Source organism: Nocardioides sp. NPDC127503 (genome assembly GCF_040302165.1).
Classification (GTDB): domain Bacteria; phylum Actinomycetota; class Actinomycetes; order Propionibacteriales; family Nocardioidaceae; genus Nocardioides.
Genome location: NZ_JBEORH010000012.1, coordinates 86,048 through 103,752, shown reverse-complemented (window position 1 = coordinate 103,752; position 17,705 = coordinate 86,048). Strand labels below are relative to the sequence as shown.

Sequence of the window (17,705 nt, the reverse complement as noted above, 5' to 3'; positions counted from 1 at the left end):
AATCAGCTCGCGGACGTCCCGTCGACAAGCGCCCTACTCCCCCACCTCATAGGGAGCTAGGTCGAGGCTGAGCGATGCCAGATCTTCGACGGGCCTGAATCCGAGGCTTCGATAGAGGCCGAGCGCGGCTTGGTTGTCGGGTTCGGTCACGAGGGACAGGCGTGTAGCGCGTGCTGAGAGCGCCGCCTCACGGACGGCGCTCATCAGCGCGGCTGCCACTCCCCTGCGGCGGGCCCCGGGGAGGACGTACAGGTCACGCAGCTGCCAGAACTGTCCCATGGTGAGAGAGGCAGGGACGGCGTGGCTGGTCGCCAGGCCGACCGGGGATGCGTCCACCGACGGGTCCACGAAGGCCGTGTAGATCGTGAGCATCTTCGACTGGACCATGTCGGTGAGCCAGCCGATGGTGCGTCCGTCCGCGTCCGGCGGCTCGCCGTAGTGGTGGCGGTACTGGTTGAACAGGACGCTGGCCGCGGCGAGCGACTCGTCGGTCTCGCACGTCACGACCCGCAGCGCCTCGCTGGGGACCGACGCACTACTCATGCGCCCTGACGCTACCGGCCTCATATGGGAAGCCCCCAGATTGGCGTATAGCAACACGCCGAGACCGGACAGATGATGAAGGTGCTAGCCCTAGAACGACATCTCGGCCTTCCGGCCATTCGTCTGGTTGAGCGGACCGCCAACCACAGCTCGGTGGCACGGCAGGACAGGTCAGGGCCATCGAAGACGGAAGGAACAGAGATCATGAAGGTTTGGATCGGAAGCTGTGCCATGGCGGCAGGACTCGTGCTGGCGGGAGCCGGCGCCGCGAGCGCTGGAGAGGTGAACGGCAACGGCGGCGAGATCCCCGCGCCGGACCGCGCCTCGTCGGAGTGCGTGTACTCGGGCCAGGACACCGCAGACGCCATCGAGGGCAACCCGGAGGGCTTCGACGACGACGGGCTGGCCGTACGAGGCAACCAGAGCCCGGGCGGCGTCGACCGCTTCCACGGGACGCAGAGCTACGGCATGTTCGCCCGAGCCGGACTCAAGGAGTTCGTGCCGTCTCCCGGCGAGGCGTGCAGAGGCCACTGACCGCTCGTAGGTACAGGCTCAGATCTCACGTCGCTCCGAGGAGCTCCAGCCAGTCGGTGAGAGCGTGCGCGCCACGCGCCGATCGATAGCCGACGTGACCGTCCGGACGTACGGCGGTGACGCCCGTGCCGGGCCAGCTGTCGATGCGGTGGGCGGTGACGCGAGGACCGAGGCGGTCGAGCTCGGCGCACTCGGCTTCGCGCGCCAGGAACAGGTGTACGCCGGGCGAGGCCGTGAGGTCGTGCAGCCGCGTCTGCCGACCGGCGCACATGACGACGCTATCCGGCAACCGGTCGCCGGGGCGCGGTCCTCGGGCCAGGAGGCCGTCCGCCACCGACAGAGCACTGCCCGGGTAACGCACCCACGGCTGCGAGAGAAGGGTGATGACGGCAGCCATGGCGTGCGGTTGTCGCACCATCACGGGAAGCAGGGGTGCCAGCAGAGGCATCACCCTCCCCCGCAGGAACTGCGGCAACGGGTGGGTGGATGCCTCGGCGAAGAAGACCGTATGGGTGAGGGCGAGCGCCTGCCGCGCTGCGGGCCGACGTTCGCGGTCGTAGGAGTCCAACAGCGCGGGGCCCGCGCGGTCGGCGTACGCGAGCTTCCAGCCGAGGTTGACGGCGTCGATGATGCCGGTGTTCATGCCCTGGGCGGCGGCCGGTGAGTGCGTATGGGCGGCGTCCCCGGCGAGGAAGAGGGGCCCGTGCCGGAACTCGCCGGCGACACGATGCTGAAGTCGCACCTTCGCCGACCACGGCATCTCCCGGACCTGTGCCTCCAGCCCGGCATCATCGATGAGTGCCTGCACCTCGGCGGCGGGCACCGCGTCGCCTGGCTGGCCGTAGGGCTGGTCCCCATCGCCGGCCGGGCGGGTGCCGAGCAGGCGCCAGGTCGCTCCCTCGCCGAGCGCGAACAGGAAGAGCAGGCCCGCGCGCCCGGCGACCACATGGAGTACGTCCGGCGTGAGGTCGGCCTCGAGCTCGAGGTCGGCGAGCACGATCTCCTGGCGGTACGGGCCGCCCTTCCAGGCGATTCCCGCGGTGTTCCGCACCCTGCTCGCGGGGCCGTCACAGCCGACGACGTAGCGAGGCGTGACCAGCTCGTGGCCATGCGTCGTTCTCAGCGTCGCACGCGGGCGCTCGTCGGCCACCTCCAACGCGTCGAGCTCCACTCCCCACTCCACCTCGACTCCTCGTCGGCGCAGAGCGTCCTGCAGGATCTCCTCCACGTCTGCCTGCCGCACCATCGTCAGGTGCGGGTACGGCGTGCGCCGCATGGCCGCCTCCCCCAGCGCGACGTCCACGACCCGGCTCCCGAGGTGCAGCTGCGCGCGCGGGTTCCGGTCGGCACGGTCGAGCAGGGCTGCCGTCACCCCGAGCGGACGCAACGACTCAAGGGTCCTGGAGTGCACCATCATCGCTCGCGAGGGTCGGAGCGCCTCGCTCCGGCGATCGACCACACGCACCGTGGCGCCGTGCTCGTGAGCCTGCAGCGCAAGTGCGAGACCGGTGGGCCCGGCCCCGACGACGAGCACGTCGGGTGCGCTCATGACGTACCGGCCGGGCACCACCACTCGGGGGCCGAGGGGTCGGCGTCGAGCAGACCCGGATCCGCGAGCGCCTCGTCGCGTCGCACCCCGGGCACGATGCGGAAGTCGATCGATCCCGGCTCGCTCACCAGCGCGAGCACCCGCCACAGCGACCGGGCATAGTGATCGGCGAGGTCTGCACCGTCCCACTCGTAGACCCCGCGGTAGCGGCCGTGCTCGTCGTCGGCGAGCCAGAGCTTGGAGACGAATCCGGGGAACCCCACGAACAACGGGGTGTTCAGCCAGCTCTCCCACCGGAACAGTACGTGTCCGCGACCGCGGACCAGGCGGAGCCGGAAGCACACGACCAGAAGGCACGGCTCGACAGGTGGCGCTGCGACCACTGTCTCTCGGTACACCTCACCGCTGGTCCCGTCGGCGAACCGGAGTCGCCGCCCCACGTTGCCGCGCGGCCAGCGCACGGTCCCGGTGGCCAGCATCCGCGCCGACTCGACGACACAGCGTGCCACCGCACGCCACGCCACCGAGGGCGGCAGCGGTCCTGATCGGGAGCCGACGGGGTTCGAGTTGAGCCTGTCCGTGTGCATCTGCGGATCCTCTCGTCCGAAGGGCGACGACGTGGTGCTTCCAAGGCAACGCGTCGACGTCGTGGCAGACCAGGCGCCCAGGTCCTGCCCGGCAGGTTCAAAGGACCCTCCCCTCGTGGCCGGGTGCGGCGCGACGATGAGTGAGGAAGGAGGTCGCCATGACGATCACCACAACCCGCCGGCCACGAACACAGGTGCGCCGCTTCGGGTACGTCGTTGCCGTCCTGGTCAACCTGACCCTGGCCTGGCTCATCGCAGTGTGGCCCGGATGGGAGGTCGTGCCGTTCCTCACCGCGGAGACCACCGAGGTGCTGCCGTTCGTCTACGCCTCGATCGCAACTGGCGTACTGGTCAACCTCGTGTACGTCGCCGACGATCGGCCGGCGGTGAAGGCCACCGGCGAGCTGGTCAACGTGTTGGTCGGATTCGTGTCCGTGACACGGATCTGGCAAGTCTTCCCTTTCGATCTCGACGGGCAATGGGTCGGCTGGGAGTGGCTCATCTACATCGCGCTGGCCCTCGGCGTCTTCGGCACCGCGATCGGTGCGATCGTCCAGGTTGTCACCCTGGTCCGCATCGCATCGGGGCAGCAGGGCCAACGGCGGTGATGGGCGGGATCGATCCCTGGACTCTCGGGTTGCTGTCCTGTCCGGAGCCGTCGGTGGCGTGGCGCGCGCACCGGCTGCTCGCCCGGGTCGATGACGACGACCCCGCCCAACAGCAGCGCCGCAGGCTGGTGGCCGGGAGCGACAACGTCAGGCGGATGCTGGCTCACCGCCACCCCGACGGCACCCTCCGCAAGGGCAACGAGACCGGCGCCTACCGCAAGTGGCAGGGTCCGCACTGGACGCTCGCCGGGCTGGCCGAGCTCGGCTACCCGCCCGGCGACACCGGGCTGAGCCCGCTGGTCGACCAGGTCTTCGACTGGCTGCTCGCTCCCCGCCACCTGCGCCCGCCCTCGACCGCGGTGCTGCCGGGTCAGGGCGACCGCGTCAGGCGCTGCGCCTCCCAGGAGGGCCTGACCCTGTGGTACCTGCACGAGCTGGGTCTGGCCGACGAGCGGACCGAGGTCCTCGCCGCCCGACTGGTGGAATGGCAGTGGCCCGACGGCGGCTGGAACTGCGACAAGAACCCCAGCGCCCGCACCTCCTCGGTCCAGGAGACCCTGCTCCCGCTGCGTGGCCTGGCCCGCCACCACCGGTCCGACCTGACCACACACCAGGCGCAGCTGGCGGACACCGTGGATCGAGCTGCGGAGTTCCTGCTCGAGCGCCGCCTGCTGTGGCGACGCCACGACGGCGCCCCCATCCACCCCGACTGGGGACGCGACCCGCTGCGCATCCAGTGGCCGATCCGGTTCTACGACGTCCTCTCCACCCTGACCGTGATGGCCGAAACGGGACACATCCGCGACCCCCGCTGCATTGACGCACTGGCGCTGCTGGAGAGCAAACGACTCCCTGACGGTGGCTATCCGGCCGAGATCCGCACCGCCCGCACAGTGGACGTCATCGCCAGCGACGGCACCTTCGCCGACTGGGGACCCACCGGACGAACCCGACCGAACCCCTACGTCAGCATCGATGCCACCTGGGTCAGCCTGCAGTCCAGGCTGACGCCCACGAGCTGACCGTCTGGGACAAAGCTGGTTCTTCTCCACGTCAGCGCTAGTCCGGTGGGGAGTTCCGGAACTGGAATTGGACCCGTACGTCGTCGTCGAGCCGGACCAGGATGGTGGTGCCGCCGGCGCTCCAGGTATCGGGCACGAGGAACATCCGATCGTCTCCTTGGATCAGCAGCCGCAGGCGCCAGTAGCGGAAGCGGTAGTCGTCCTCACCGGCATCAGGTCGTACGACCTCCTCGACTCCTGCGGTGGCCGGGACGTGCAGCCGCTCGCGGGTGTCGAGGACGACGCTGGGCAGGCTGCGCAGGTTGCGGGCCTGCTCCATCGCCAGGCCACGGCCGGTCCACTGCGCGGTGGTGGCCGTCGCCCAGATCACGCACGCGGCCACGCCCACCCAGAGCAGCACGATGCGCGGTTCGAGGCGGCCGCCGCGCAGCCGCAGGGCGTACGCCACGAGTGCCGCGCCACCACCGAGCAGGACCGGCGTCACCAGGGAGTAGTAGGCCCAGCCACCGACGAGAGTGAAACCCGCCAGCAGCAGCGTTCCGACCGTCATGAGGACCAGCCCGACGCTGAGGACGATGGTGACCAGCGGACGAAACCAACCCTCCACGGCATGTCGCCGAACCCAATGGTGGAAGGCGACCACCGCGACGCCACCCAGCACCAGGATCAGCATCGGGGTCAGCAGCGGCTGCGGGCTGCGCATGACGTAGGCGCGGGTGCTGAGGCCGATCACGTCGACGTCGAGGCCGAAGTAGTCGTACTGGGCGCGGGCGGCGACGTACCCGAAGTAGAACAAGACGCCGCTGATCAGGGTCACCGGCGCGACGAAGCTCGTCGCCAGGCTCACCCAGCGGTCGATCCCCGTCGGCGGCGTGTCGGTCATGGCTCAGCCGGATTCGGTCGGGTCCGTGGTCTCCTCCGACTCCTCCGACTCCTCCGACTCCGTGTCGACCTCCGGCGCGTTGAGGAACGCCTCGGTATCGCCACCCTCGACGTCCTCGAGTTCGCACGGCTCGGCGGAGCAGGTCATCTCGCCGCTGAGCCGAAGCACGGCGTCCTCGCCCTCCTGCTCATCGGTCCAGGGAACCAGTGAGAGCATCGCCACCTGGCAGCTGGTCGAGTCGGCGCTGAAGACAAATCCGTCCAGGCAGGACGCACCGTCGCACGCCGCGTCGGCCGGCTCGAAGACCTCCGGGTCTACTTCGTAGCCGGTGACGACGATCGAGACGCCCTCAGGAACCGACGGGTCGTCGCCGCTCGGCCAGAGCCAGCTGACGTCGGCGCAGACCACGCCGGGTGTGCCGTCGAGAGGGTACGACCCGCCGCCGATCGGAAGCGTCGGCACGTTCACCACCGGCTCGTCGGGATCGGTTGGGTCGTCGGGGTCGGGATCTTCCTGTCCGGTCTCATCCGAGGTCGCCTCCGCGACGCCGACTTCCGACTCTCCGTCGGACGAGCCGCAGGCGGCAAAGAGCAGGAGCGCACAAGGGATGACAGCGAGGAGCGAACCGTTCAACACCATGATGAACACCTCCTGAGATCAAGGAGGTACGGCCGCTCGCCGCTGATACCCGTGGGCGGTAGCACCTGGCGGACATCCGGGCCGGTCATCATGCGCTCAGATCAGCTGAGCCAGCTGGGCGAGAGCAGGCTTGGTGTGCCGCGCCAGTCGTTCCCGTGCGTCGTCGAGGGCGGCCGACGCGGGATACCCGGGCGGGACCCGGGCCGGGTTGAGCGCGACGCCGTCCGACCACGCCTTGATGTCCGGCTCGGACGAGAACGACATCGCCGCCTGAGTGCCCAAGACATTCATCTTCGCCCAGGTCGCCATCGAGTCGGGGAACGGACTCGGCGGGCAGAGCCGGTTCTTCTCCGTGTCGGTGTCGCGGGTTGCCTCGACGTACCCGGTGACGGCAGCACCGAAGCAGGGGAATCCGGCGCGGATCGGCTGCAACGTGATCGCCTCGGGGCGCCAGACCGGGAGCAGCGGCGGATACTTCAGGCCGTCCGCCGCGCAGTGCACGACCAGGGCGTCGTCGGCGATGGCCAGGGATCCGTCGGCGAAGGTGAGGCTGCCGCGGTCGACGTGTTGGATGTGGCCGCGGCGTACGACGTTCTCGAGAGTACGCAGCTGCTCGAGCTCCCACGTCGCCAGCGTCGGCGCCTTGGCCATCGTCGGCATGACCGATCGGTCGATGCGGAGCATGATGTCGGCGTCCTCCAGCCCGAGGAACAGCTCCTCGAGCGACTTCGACCTCTCGGCGATCTGCATCGTGTCGGCGGCCATGCCGAGGAAGATCGAGGGATCGGGCTGGACGACGGCCCGATTGAACATCCACGGGTCCCGCGGCCGCACCCAGCAGATCGCATCGGGATCGACGCCACGCGACAGCAGCCAGATGCACGCGTCGGTCGCGGTCTTGCCGGATCCGACGACGACGTACTGGCTCGGCGTCTCCTCGAGTCGGGCGAGATCGTTGACCGGCAGCACCCGAGCACCCTCGCCGACCCCGAACGGCGGCGGCTTCTCGGCGGGGATGCTGGGGGCGAGGTAGCGGGCGTCGACGATCCGCGCCCCGGGCATCTCGAAGCGCTCCCCCGAGATGCGCGAGACGACGGCACCGTCGCCGACGTACTCGCTGTTCGGAAAGAACTCGACCTTGCCGGAATCCACCATCCCGTCGAGGATCCGGGCGTAGTAGGCGCAGATCTCCGCCTGGGTGGCCCGCTCCTGAAGCCCCTTCTCGGGTCCGCGCTGCTGCAGCTGCCCGCCGCCGAGCAGCGTCGAGGGGACACCGTAGAAGGCGGAGGACTGATGCAGGCGTACGAACGGGTACGCCTCCAGCCAGTGCCCGCCGACGCCGTGGCGGCGGTCGACCATCGCCACCCGCACGTCGGCGTGCTCGATCAGAGCGTCTGTGAACGCCATCCCCATGGCGCCGGCACCCACCACCAGATAGTCGACATCGACCGTGCGGCTCATGCCTCCACCAAAGCACGGCAAGGAGCCGCCCGGTCAATAGGCAGTCGGGTCTATGCCGCAGACGGGGTACAGCTCAGCTCGAGGTGACCGAAGCCCGCGCCTCCCCCAGAGCCTCGCCGATCAGCCGGATCCCCTTGCGTACGTCCTCAGCCGAGGTGTTGAGCGGAGGCACTGTGTGGATGCGGTTGAAGTTCACGAACGGCAGGACGCCCTTCGCGTTCGCGGCCGAGACGACGGCACCCATCTCGGGGCTGGAGCCGCCGTACGGCGCGAGTGGCGCCCTGGTGGCTCGGTCGGACACGAGCTCGATGGCCCAGAAGGCGCCCACGCCTCGTACCTCGCCGATCCACTCGTGACTCTCGGCCAGGGCACGCAGCTCGGGCCCGAAGACCTCGTCACCCAGCGTGGCGGCATGATCGACGATCCCCTCGTCCTCCATCACCTCGATCGTCGCCACCGCGGCGGCGCAGGCGAGGGGATGACCCGAGTAGGTCAGGCCACCGGGATAGGGCCGCTGCGCGAACGACTGGTAGATCGCCTCGCTGATGGCGACGCCTCCGAGCGGGACGTACCCGGAGTTCACGCCCTTGGCGAAGGTCAGGAGGTCGGGTACGACGTCGGCGTGCTCGATGGCGAACCACTTTCCGCTGCGCCCGAACCCGGACATCACCTCGTCGGCGATGAGCATGATGCCGTTGGCATCACACAGCTCGCGTACCCCTCTGAGGTAGCCGGGCGGCGGGACCATGATGCCGGCGGTGCCCGGGATCGACTCGAGGATGATCGCCGCGATGGTCGAGGCCCCTTCGAGGGCGATGACCTGCTCGAGGTGCTCGAGGGCGCGCTGACACTCCTCCTCCTCGGTGGTGGAGTGGAACGGGCTGCGGTAGAGGAAGGGCCCGAAGAAGTGCACGGTGCCGGTCGAGCCGTTGTCGTTTGGCCAGCGACGGGGGTCGCCGGTGACGTTGATCGCGAGCTGGGTGCCGCCGTGGTAGGAGCGGTAGGTGGAGAGCACCTTGTGCTTGCCGGTGTGCAGCCGCGCCATCCGGATCGCGTGCTCGTTGGCGTCCGCTCCCCCGTTGGTGAAGAAGATCCTGTCCAGGTCGCCAGGCGTGTGCGAGGCGATCAGCCGAGCCGCCTCGGACCGGGTCCCGTTGGCGTACTGCGGCGCGACGGTGCAAAGGGCTGCGGCCTGCTCCCGGATCGCCTCGACGATCCGCGGGTGCTGGTGGCCGAGGTTGGTGAAGACCAGCTGGGAGGTGAAGTCGAGCAGCTTGCGACCCTCGCCGTCCCAGACGTACGGGCCTTCTCCGCGGGTGATCACGGTCGGGTCGATCAGCTCCTGGGCGGACCAGGAGTGGAAGACGTGCTGCCGGTCCAGCTCGTACGCGCGGCTGGCGTCCTCGGTCAGTGCCTGCATGCTCGTGCGCGCGTTCGCAGGCGCGGAGATGGTCTCAGTCATTCTGCGGGAACCCCAGCTCGAGGCCGCCGACGGGCCGGGCGGCCGGGTTGATCCAACGGGAGGTGACGACCTTGCCTCGGGTGAAGAAGTGGACGCCCTCGGTGCCGTGGGCGTGGGTGTCTCCGAACAGCGAGCGCTTCCAGCCACCGAAGGAGTAGTACGCCACCGGCACCGGGATCGGCACGTTGATCCCGATCATGCCGACCTGGACGTCGGCCTCGAAGCGGCGAGCGGCGCCACCGTCGTTGGTGAAGATCGCGGTGCCGTTGCCGTACTCGTTGGCGTTGATCAGCTCGACGGCCTCGTCGTAGGAACCGGCGCGCACGACGGAGAGGACGGGGCCGAAGATCTCCTCCCGGTAGATCTCCATCTCCGGGGTGACGTGGTCGAACAGCGTCGGGCCGAGCCAGAAGCCCTCGGCAGCTCCGTGCGCCTCGACATCGCGGCCGTCGACGATGACCTTCGCTCCGGCCTGCTCTCCGGAGTCGATGAAGGAGGCCACCCGGTCGCGGTGCGCCTTGGTGACCAGCGGTCCCATGTCGGCCTCGACGGCACCGGTCTTCTTGGCCCCGTCGCCGATACGCAGCGTGCGGGTCCGCTCGGCGATCCTGGCCACCAGGTCGTCCGCGACAGGCTCGACCGCTACCAAGACACTGATCGCCATGCAGCGCTCGCCGGCGCTGCCGAAGCCTGCGTTGACCGCCGCGTCCGCGGCGAGGTCGAGGTCGGCGTCCGGCAGCACGACCATGTGGTTCTTGGCACCACCAAGGGCCTGGACGCGCTTTCCTGTCTTGCTCGCCTCCTCGTACACGTACTGGGCGATCGGCGTGGAGCCGACGAAGCTCACCGCGTCGATGTCGTCGCTCTGGAGCAGGGCGTCCACGGCGACCTTGTCGCCCTGCACGACGTTGAAGACACCGTCGGGAAGCCCGGCCTCCTTCCAGAGCCTGGCCATCCAGATCGCCGCCGAGGGATCCTTCTCGCTGGGCTTGAGCACCACGGCGTTGCCGGCAGCCAGCGCGATCGGGAAGAACCACATCGGCACCATGGCCGGGAAGTTGAACGGGCTGATCACCGCCACCACGCCGAGGGGGTCGCGCTTGGAGTGCACGTCGACTCCGGTGGAGGCCGACTCGGAGTGGCCGCCCTTGAGCAGATGGGAGATCCCGCAGGCGAACTCCACGACCTCCTGACCGCGGGAGATCTCGCCCAGAGCGTCGGAGTGCACCTTCCCGTGCTCGGCGGTGATGATCTCAGCCAGCTCCTCCTTTCGCCCGTTGAGAAGCTCACGGAAGGCGAAGATCACCTGCGTACGTCGGGCCAGCGAGGTGTGCGCCCACGCCTTGCTGGCAGCCGCGGCGGAGTCGATGACGTAGCGCGCGTCGCGGGCGCTGGCCAGGGCGACTCGGCCACTGACATCGCCGCTGGCGGGGTTGGTGACATCGGCCCACTGCTCCGAGGTGCCGACGAACTCGGCGCCGTCGACCCAATGGGGGATCTGCTTGGTCATGAAGTCTCCTTGCTGTGTCCAGGTGCCTCGATCCTGTGGGCTGATGCATCCGTCTTGTCCCGACGTTCCGTAGGATCTGCCGGGCGATCACAACAATCTGTCAGGGAGGGGCGTAAGTGGGTCTGGTGACGGTCTCCCGCGTACTGGACATGCCGGTCATCCGTACGGCAGCACCAGAAGTCGTGGCGGGGCGAGATGGTCTCGACCGCGAGGTCCGCTGGGTGCACTCCGCCGAGCTGGCCGAGATCGGCGCCCTGTTGCGCGGAGGTGACCTGCTACTGAGCACAGGCATCGCTCTGCCCGGTGACGCGGCCGGGCTGTCGGCGTTCGCCGACTCCCTGGCCGAGAGCGATGCGGCAGGGCTCTTCATCGAGCTGGGTCGACGCTGGTCCGAGATTCCTTCGGCGCTGACGGCTCGATGCGACGAGCTCGGTCTCCCCTTGATCGCGCTCGGGCACGAGGTCCGCTTCGCCGCCGTTGCCCAAGCCGTCGGTGAGCGCATCGTCGACGAGCAGCTGGCCGACCTTCGCGAGGCTCAGCGCGTCCACGACACGTTCACCGAGCTGAGCATGACCGAGGCCGGTCAGCCCGAGATCCTGCAGGCCGCCCAGCGGCTGTGCGCGGCCGCCGTGGTGCTGGAGGACGATCAGCAGCGGGTGCTCGACTACCGCTCCGGCCCCGACGACATCGACGCCTTCCTGCACGACTGGACCACCCGCTCCCGCCGCGTCCCGCTCGAGGGGAGGTCCGCTTGGGACGAGACGAACCGCTGGCTGGTCACCCGGGTGGGCCGGCGCGATCGTGGCTGGGGCCGGCTCATCGTGCAGTCGGACCAGCGCCCCTCCCCCGGGCTGGTCGCGACCGCCGAGAGGGCCGCTGCGGCGCTGGCCATGCATCGGCTGAACGACGGCCATCGGGACAGCCTCGTGCGACGTACCCATCACGAGCTGCTGGTGGCCCTCCTCAACGACCCGAGCGACCCCGACCTGCTGCGTCGCTGCGAGCTGGCTGGCCTCCCGATCCGCAGGCGCCAGTTCATCGCGGAGACCGTACGCCCGGTCGCACGCCCGGCGGACCGCGCCGGCGGCACGGTCCGCGCAGACGAGATCGTCGCCGCCATCACCCACACCCTCAGCGCACGAGAGCTCCCCGGGCTCGTCGGGATCATCGGCCAGGACGTACGCATCCTGCTCTCGCTCCCCCTGGCGGCGGATGCCGACCACATTGCCGACGAGCTCGCCGAGGCGGTCACAGCCAAGCACGCCGCAACGGTCGCTGCCGCCCGTCCCGTGGAGGACAGCAACCTCATCGACCGCACCCTGCGCGAGTCACAACAGGTCATGGACGCGCTCAAACCAGACCAGCTCACGACGATCTCCACTCGGCCACATCGCCTTGAGGACGCCCACCTCCGCGGCCTGCTCACCTTGCTCGCAGGAGACGACCGGCTCGCGCTCTATGCCGATCGCGAGCTCCGTGCGCTCGACGCCCACGACGATCGATACGGGACCGATCTGCTCGGCGCGGTCCGGGCGCTGGTCACCAGCTCGGGCAAGTCGGAGGCGGCAGCCAGCCTGCACATCTCCCGCCCTGTCTTCTACGACCGCCTCGCCAAGGCCGCACGGGTGACCGGCACCGACCTCGACGATCCGGACATCCGCGTGTCGCTCCACGTCGCCCTGCTGTATCGGGAGCTCCTGACCTGAGTAGAGCGCGGTCAGCGCCCGCGGGGTAGCGCTCCGACGGGAGCCAGGGCGTGGGATGTGGAGATCTGGTGGGAGAACCGTCCCTCTCGGGTGAGCACGGCGCCCGAGCGCTTCGCGACGGAGGGGATGAGCCAGGTCTCGCAGAGCTCGATACGTGGGTGGGCGTGCTCGATGCGCGTCAGCAGCGACTCGAGCTCCTGCGCGTGATGAAGCCACACGGTGATCGCGAGGTTCATCCTGTCGAGGATGGCGGCGGACAACCGCACTCCCGGGACATCCGCGATGCTGGCTCCAACGGTGCTCAGGTCGGCCGACGGTACGCGGTACCAGAGGGATGCGGCCGTGGTGTAGCCGAGGGCTTGATGGGCGAAGTCCGTCTTCGCCGTGAACCACGGGGAACCGTACAGACGGTGGATCGCGCGGGTGACGCTGGTCGTGGAGAGCCCGAGCTCGGAGGCGATCTCGGGCGCCGGTCGTCGCGCGTCCGACAGCAGGCTCTGCATGACGCTGACGAGGAGCGGTGTGGGAGCAGAGGGCTCACCGGCGAAGCCCTCGGACGCGCGCCGCAGGGCGTTAATGACGTCAGGCGCGAGAACGTCGAGATGTGAGCGCGCCCCGTCCTTGTACAGGGCCTGCACGAAGCGGGTGCGCGTCGCGCGGATCCCGGGGATGCTCGCAACGCTCTCGGCGATGAATGCGTCGGCGGACGCGATACTCGAATGCACCACGGTGAGCAGCAGATCGCGAGAGCCGGAGGTTCGGGCGATCTCGATGACCTCCTGAAGCGGCGTCAGAGCGGCGACGACCTGCTCCCGCTGACCCGCACGGACATCGACTTCGACGAGCGCCATCGCCGGCAGCTCGACGTCGAGATGCACAGGCTGCTGGTAGCAGACCGTCCAGGCCAACCCCGCGTCCCGCAGCCTGGCCCACCGGCGGGCGAGCGTGGTGGGGTCATAGCCAAGGATCTTGCCCAGCTGCATCCAGCTGATCCGCGGAAAGATCTGCAGGGCATTCGCCAGCTGTTTGTCGACGACATCGATGACCGATTCCTGCACCACACACGCGAATCTAGCCCATATCCGGATGGCTGACGTTCCTTTACGAACCGAATCCCGGTGGCCTGCCTACGATCCCGGAAATCTTCGGACTCAAGGCGGGCCCGGCTCGGCGCGTGCAAGCACCGTGCTTTATGTCATCAGGGAGCATCTGTGAGCAAGACCTCGTCACAACCGGCGCTCAGCCAGACCCAGGAGAAGCCGCGGGTACGGCTGCGGCCCGACGCCAAGCTCGCCGTACTCCTCTTCTTCCTCGGGTGGGTGATGAGCTACGCCGACAGGCAGCTGATCACGCTCGCGCTGCCCTATATCGGCGAGGATCTCTCGCTCACCCCGACGCAGCAGGGCATGCTCATCTCGGCGTTCTTCGTCACGTACGCGATCGTGCAGATCCCCGGCGGCATTCTCGTCGACAAGGTGGGCGCGAAGCGCACCGCTGTCACCGGGGTGCTCGCCTGGTCTGTCTTCACCGTGGCGACGGGAACCGCTGGGTCCTTCGCGGTGATGCTCGCCATCCGGGCACTGTTCGGCATCGGCGAAGGCGTGTATCCCGCAGCATCCGTGAAGGCCGTCGCCGAGCGGACCAGTTCCGAGCAGCGCATGACCGCGACCGGCTGGATGTACAGCTCGAACGCTGTCGGCACGATCGTCGCCGCTGTCGCGGGAGCGGCGCTCATCAGCGCCATCGGCTGGCAGGGAGCGTTCTTCATTCTCGGGGCGATCGGTGTGCTCGTCGCCGTGGCGATCGGCTTCTTCCTCCCGAACCCGCGCACCGATTCGTCGACCGCCGTCGAGGTGGACGAGCAGGCGCCATCGGCGATCACGGCCAAGGATCTGTTCCGCTCCGCCGCGCTTTGGGGGCACGTGGCCATGTTCTTCGGCTACGGGGTCGTCGCGTGGGGCATGAGCGCGTGGGTGCCCAGCTATCTCGTCCAGGCCCGCGGTATCCCTCTGGGCGTGGTCGCAACCGCAGCGGTGATCCCGGTGCTCGCCGGCGGTGTCGCCTCCGTGCTGGGAGGGCGCCTCGTCGACCGACTGGGTGGTCGGCACCGGCTGATCATCATCCCGGGGATGCTCGCAAGCATCGTGACGCTGGCGATGATGACCCAGGAGCTTCCCGTCCCCGTCTTCATCACGCTGATCGGGCTGCTCTCGTTCTTCAGCGGGATGTGTTACATGCCGGTGTTCGCGAGTCCCGTCCGCGGCCTGCCCACCGCGGTCGTCGGGACGGCGTACGCGACGATCAGCACCGGCAGCCAGGTCGGCGGAATCCTCACCCCCACCATCATGGGCGTCGTCGTGCAGAACGTGAGCTGGGAGGCGGCCTTCGGTGTCCTCATCGCCGGCTGCGTGATCTGCCTCGTCGCCGCGCTGCTCGTGCCCCGCGGCCCGGAAGAGTTCTTCGCCACCTTCACCCGTCGGCAGAAGGTGGCGCCCGATGGTGCCTGACCCTCTGTCCTGGCCCGTGCCGGCCGGCTCCGTGGTGGACCTGTATCGCGAGCTGCACCGCCATCCCGAGCTCAGCGGCCAGGAGACCCGCACCGCCGCACGCCTGGCGACAGAGCTGACCCACCGGGAGATCGACGTCACCGAAGGCATCGGAGGCACCGGGGTCGTCGGCATGGTCCGGAACGGCGAAGGCCCCACCGTTCTCCTTCGCGCCGACATCGACGGTCTCCCCGTCAAAGAGCTGACCGGCGCGCCCTACGCCTCGACCGCCAGCGGCATCGACAGGACCGGCGCGACCGTCCCGGTCATGCACGCCTGCGGCCACGACATGCACGCGGCGGCTCTCATCGGCGCCGTCGATGTTCTGCTGGCGCGTGCCGCGGAGTGGTCAGGCACCGTCGCCATCGTCTTCCAGCCCGCCGAGGAGACCGGCGAAGGCGCCCTCGCCATGATCGCCGACGGGCTCCCCGAGCTCGTCGGGACACCGGTCGTCGCGCTGGGGCAGCACGTGTCGCCGGTGCCGGCCGGTGCCGTCGTGACCGCCGCCGGCATCTACGGCGCCGCATCCGACAACTTCCGCATCCGCATCCATGGCGTGGGTGGCCACGCGTCGAGCCCGGAGGCGGCCGTCGACCCGATCGTGGCGGCAGCGGCGATCGTCGTGCGGCTCCAGGCCGTGATCTCGCGAGAGACCGCGGCGCACGAGCCCGCCGTCCTCACCGTGTCGTCGATCCACGCGGGTCATGCGGAGAACGCCATCCCCGACGAGGCCGAGCTCACCGTCAACCTCAGGAGCTTCAGTTCCTCGACCCGACACCGCCTCATCGCGGCGATGCGTCGCGTGATCGACGCCGAGGCGGCGGCGGCAGGGATGACCCGGAGACCGAGCATCGACCGCATCAGTGGCGCACCTCTGCTCGTGAACGACCCTGCTGCCACACACCGCACGATCGACGCGATCGGCGAATCCGGGCTCGACGCGCACCTGGTCACCCAGCCGATGACCGGTAGTGAGGACTTCGGCGCGCTCGGCGAAGCGCTCGGCTGCCCCAGCGTCTTCTGGCACTGGGGCGGCACGGCACCCGACAGGTACAGCCCGGTGGAGCTCGCCACGCTCTTGGCCGAGGCGCGCTTCCCCCAGCACGTACCGATGAACCACTCCCCCGAATACCTGCCAGATCTGGAATGGGCGCTTACCGCCGGCATCCAGGCCATGAGCGCGGCCGCCCTGCACTGGCTTCAACAGCCCACTTCCGCTCCCATAGATCAAGGAACACGATGAACGATCTCATCTACCTCTCCGCCACCGAATGCATCGAGCGATTCCGCACGGGCGCACTCTCACCCGTCGAAGTCCTCGAGGCGCAGCTGGCCCGGGCGGCTCTCGTCGACGGCTCGCTGAACGCCTTCACCGAGACGATGGCAGGGGCCGCTCGTGCGCAGGCAGAGGCCTCGGAGCGTCGCTACCGCGACGGCACGGCGCGAGCGTTGGAGGGCGTCACCGTCGCCGCGAAGGAGAAGCACCAGATCGCGGGCATGGAGGTGGTCGAGGCGTCGAACGCCTGGGCCGGCTACACCGCGACCGAGAACGCGCCCCTCATCGACAGGCTTCTGGACGCGGGCGCGATCATCCATGCACGGACGACCACGCCCGAATTCTCCATCGCCGCCTTCACGCATTCCGATCGGTGGGGAGTGACTCGCAACCCCTGGAACACCGACTTCTCCCCGGGCGGCTCATCCGGTGGGTCCGCGGTGGCCCTCGCAGCGGGGATGACGACGCTCGCCACCGCGTCCGACATCGGCGGATCCACGCGTGCTCCGGCGGCGTTCACCGGGAACGTCGGCTACAAGGCACCCTACGGGCGGATCCCGGGAACGGGCCCGATGAGCGTCGACTACTACCGCGGCGACGGTCCGATGGGACGTACGGTCGACGACGTCGTGCTCTTCACGAACGTGATCAGCGGGCCCGACCCGCGTGACCACGTTGCGCTTCGGCCGAAGGTCACCCTTCCGTCCAGCTTCCCCGGAGTGGAGGGCCTTCGCATCGCCCTCAACCTTGATCTCGGCGGGTTCGTCGTCGCGAAGGAGATCCAGGAGAACACGCGTCGCGTCGCGGAAGAGCTCGCCAAGGCCGGCGCGGAGATCGTCGAGGTCGACTTCACCTGGACGCGCGAGCTCATTGCCGCCGCAGCGCTGCCGCACTTCGGTCACATGATGGGCGCCATGGTCCACGACGCGATCGGCGGGAACACGTCGGACCTGAGCGACTACGCCCGTGACTTCGTCGAACAGACGCGTGCGATCCGCGCGTCCGCAGCGATGTTCGACGCGGCCAAGGCCGAGTACGCCGTCCAGCGTGAGCTCGCGCGCGTGATGACCGGGTACGACGCCCTGCTCTGCCCGACCACGGCCGCCGTCGGATTTCCCGCGGGCGACACGCTGATCGACGGGATCGACATCGACGGCCACACGGTCTCCGGCCTCGAAGGCACGCTCACCCTTCCGTTCAACATCACCAATCGCTGTCCTGTCCTCGCCGTTCCCAGCGGTCATGCCGCGAACGGGATGCCGACCGGTGTGCAGATCGTCGGCCACACCTACGACGACGCCACGGTCTTCCGCGTCGGAAAGGCAGTCGAGACCCTGCTTCCGTGGGCGTACACCGACGAGCACCGCCCACAGCTGTGA

Annotated in this window: 16 protein-coding genes; 7 read left to right on the top strand and 9 right to left on the bottom strand. The window is 69.0% G+C overall.

The window, feature by feature from the left end; translation table 11 throughout:
• Positions 1 to 33: 33 nt before the first annotated feature.
• A complete protein-coding gene (locus ABTW65_RS24670) occupies positions 34 to 543 on the bottom strand; it encodes a GNAT family N-acetyltransferase (protein WP_350665082.1) in 510 nt (169 codons plus the stop codon).
• Between the two features lie 204 nt (positions 544 to 747).
• Between ABTW65_RS24670 and ABTW65_RS24665 the strand changes: the two genes are divergently transcribed.
• A complete protein-coding gene (locus tag ABTW65_RS24665) occupies positions 748 to 1,077 on the top strand; it encodes a hypothetical protein (RefSeq protein ID WP_350665080.1) in 330 nt (109 codons plus the stop codon).
• A gap of 25 nt (positions 1,078 to 1,102) precedes the next feature.
• Here ABTW65_RS24665 and ABTW65_RS24660 read toward each other — a convergent pair whose 3' ends face one another.
• Both ABTW65_RS24660 and ABTW65_RS24655 read right to left on the bottom strand, forming a co-directional pair.
• On the bottom strand, positions 1,103 to 2,626 hold the full coding sequence (locus ABTW65_RS24660) for an FAD-dependent monooxygenase (protein ID WP_350665079.1): 1,524 nt from the start codon (positions 2,624 to 2,626) through the stop codon (positions 1,103 to 1,105).
• The gene (locus ABTW65_RS24655) at positions 2,623 to 3,213 is read right to left on the bottom strand and encodes a hypothetical protein (RefSeq protein ID WP_350665077.1); all 591 of its coding nucleotides are present in this window, start codon (positions 3,211 to 3,213) and stop codon (positions 2,623 to 2,625) included. The genes ABTW65_RS24660 and ABTW65_RS24655 overlap by 4 nt, the downstream gene beginning before the upstream one ends.
• A 158-nt stretch (positions 3,214 to 3,371) precedes the next feature.
• Here ABTW65_RS24655 and ABTW65_RS24650 point away from each other — a divergent pair, with 158 nt between their 5' ends.
• Both ABTW65_RS24650 and ABTW65_RS24645 read left to right on the top strand, forming a co-directional pair.
• On the top strand, positions 3,372 to 3,821 hold the full coding sequence (locus tag ABTW65_RS24650) for a hypothetical protein (protein ID WP_350665075.1): 450 nt from the start codon (positions 3,372 to 3,374) through the stop codon (positions 3,819 to 3,821).
• Positions 3,822 to 3,874: 53 nt separating this feature from the next.
• A complete protein-coding gene (locus ABTW65_RS24645) occupies positions 3,875 to 4,843 on the top strand; it encodes a hypothetical protein (protein WP_350665072.1) in 969 nt (322 codons plus the stop codon).
• Between the two features lie 37 nt (positions 4,844 to 4,880).
• Here ABTW65_RS24645 and ABTW65_RS24640 read toward each other — a convergent pair whose 3' ends face one another.
• The 5 genes from ABTW65_RS24640 to ABTW65_RS24620 form a co-directional block, all read right to left on the bottom strand.
• A complete protein-coding gene (locus ABTW65_RS24640; RefSeq protein WP_350665070.1) occupies positions 4,881 to 5,726 on the bottom strand; it encodes a hypothetical protein in 846 nt (281 codons plus the stop codon).
• 3 nt (positions 5,727 to 5,729) lie between these two features.
• Positions 5,730 to 6,365, bottom strand: coding sequence for a hypothetical protein (locus ABTW65_RS24635; RefSeq protein ID WP_350665068.1), 636 nt, complete (start codon positions 6,363 to 6,365; stop codon positions 5,730 to 5,732).
• Between the two features lie 96 nt (positions 6,366 to 6,461).
• Positions 6,462 to 7,826 (bottom strand): NAD(P)-binding protein, encoded by a 1,365-nt coding sequence (locus ABTW65_RS24630; RefSeq protein WP_350665066.1) that lies wholly within the window; start codon positions 7,824 to 7,826, stop codon positions 6,462 to 6,464.
• Positions 7,827 to 7,899: 73 nt separating this feature from the next.
• The gene (locus tag ABTW65_RS24625) at positions 7,900 to 9,288 is read right to left on the bottom strand and encodes an aspartate aminotransferase family protein (protein WP_350665064.1); all 1,389 of its coding nucleotides are present in this window, start codon (positions 9,286 to 9,288) and stop codon (positions 7,900 to 7,902) included.
• The gene (locus ABTW65_RS24620) at positions 9,281 to 10,798 is read right to left on the bottom strand and encodes a CoA-acylating methylmalonate-semialdehyde dehydrogenase (protein ID WP_350665062.1); all 1,518 of its coding nucleotides are present in this window, start codon (positions 10,796 to 10,798) and stop codon (positions 9,281 to 9,283) included. The genes ABTW65_RS24625 and ABTW65_RS24620 overlap by 8 nt, the downstream gene beginning before the upstream one ends.
• Before the next feature lie 116 nt (positions 10,799 to 10,914).
• On the opposite strand from ABTW65_RS24620, the gene ABTW65_RS24615 reads away from it, so the two are divergent.
• On the top strand, positions 10,915 to 12,504 hold the full coding sequence (locus tag ABTW65_RS24615; protein ID WP_350665060.1) for a PucR family transcriptional regulator: 1,590 nt from the start codon (positions 10,915 to 10,917) through the stop codon (positions 12,502 to 12,504).
• A gap of 11 nt (positions 12,505 to 12,515) precedes the next feature.
• Here the strand turns inward: ABTW65_RS24615 and ABTW65_RS24610 are convergent, their stop codons facing one another.
• Positions 12,516 to 13,565, bottom strand: coding sequence for an Lrp/AsnC family transcriptional regulator (locus ABTW65_RS24610; protein WP_350665057.1), 1,050 nt, complete (start codon positions 13,563 to 13,565; stop codon positions 12,516 to 12,518).
• Positions 13,566 to 13,715: 150 nt separating this feature from the next.
• On the opposite strand from ABTW65_RS24610, the gene ABTW65_RS24605 reads away from it, so the two are divergent.
• The 3 genes from ABTW65_RS24605 to ABTW65_RS24595 are packed head-to-tail and all read left to right on the top strand — an operon-like array spanning position 13,716 to position 17,705.
• Complete coding sequence (locus ABTW65_RS24605; RefSeq protein WP_350665055.1) at positions 13,716 to 15,011, top strand: MFS transporter; 1,296 nt, start codon at positions 13,716 to 13,718, stop codon at positions 15,009 to 15,011.
• Positions 15,001 to 16,293, top strand: a complete 1,293-nt coding sequence (locus ABTW65_RS24600) for an amidohydrolase (protein WP_350665053.1) — start codon at positions 15,001 to 15,003, stop codon at positions 16,291 to 16,293. Before ABTW65_RS24605 ends, ABTW65_RS24600 begins: the two co-directional genes overlap by 11 nt.
• On the top strand, positions 16,290 to 17,705 hold the full coding sequence (locus ABTW65_RS24595) for an amidase (RefSeq protein ID WP_350665052.1): 1,416 nt from the start codon (positions 16,290 to 16,292) through the stop codon (positions 17,703 to 17,705). Before ABTW65_RS24600 ends, ABTW65_RS24595 begins: the two co-directional genes overlap by 4 nt.

Bases quoted from the DNA above. Each gene is read 5' to 3' on its own strand.
- ABTW65_RS24670 (WP_350665082.1), bottom strand. From the start codon at position 543: ATGAGTAGTGCGTCGGTCCCCAGCGAGGCGCTGCGGGTCGTGACGTGC.
- ABTW65_RS24665 (WP_350665080.1), top strand. From the start codon at position 748: ATGAAGGTTTGGATCGGAAGCTGTGCCATGGCGGCAGGACTCGTGCTG.
- ABTW65_RS24660 (WP_350665079.1), bottom strand. From the start codon at position 2,626: ATGAGCGCACCCGACGTGCTCGTCGTCGGGGCCGGGCCCACCGGTCTC.
- ABTW65_RS24655 (WP_350665077.1), bottom strand. From the start codon at position 3,213: ATGCACACGGACAGGCTCAACTCGAACCCCGTCGGCTCCCGATCAGGA.
- ABTW65_RS24650 (WP_350665075.1), top strand. From the start codon at position 3,372: ATGACGATCACCACAACCCGCCGGCCACGAACACAGGTGCGCCGCTTC.
- ABTW65_RS24640 (WP_350665070.1), bottom strand. From the start codon at position 5,726: ATGACCGACACGCCGCCGACGGGGATCGACCGCTGGGTGAGCCTGGCG.
- ABTW65_RS24635 (WP_350665068.1), bottom strand. From the start codon at position 6,365: ATGGTGTTGAACGGTTCGCTCCTCGCTGTCATCCCTTGTGCGCTCCTG.
- ABTW65_RS24630 (WP_350665066.1), bottom strand. From the start codon at position 7,826: ATGAGCCGCACGGTCGATGTCGACTATCTGGTGGTGGGTGCCGGCGCC.
- ABTW65_RS24625 (WP_350665064.1), bottom strand. From the start codon at position 9,288: ATGACTGAGACCATCTCCGCGCCTGCGAACGCGCGCACGAGCATGCAG.
- ABTW65_RS24620 (WP_350665062.1), bottom strand. From the start codon at position 10,798: ATGACCAAGCAGATCCCCCATTGGGTCGACGGCGCCGAGTTCGTCGGC.
- ABTW65_RS24600 (WP_350665053.1), top strand. From the start codon at position 15,001: ATGGTGCCTGACCCTCTGTCCTGGCCCGTGCCGGCCGGCTCCGTGGTG.
- ABTW65_RS24595 (WP_350665052.1), top strand. From the start codon at position 16,290: ATGAACGATCTCATCTACCTCTCCGCCACCGAATGCATCGAGCGATTC.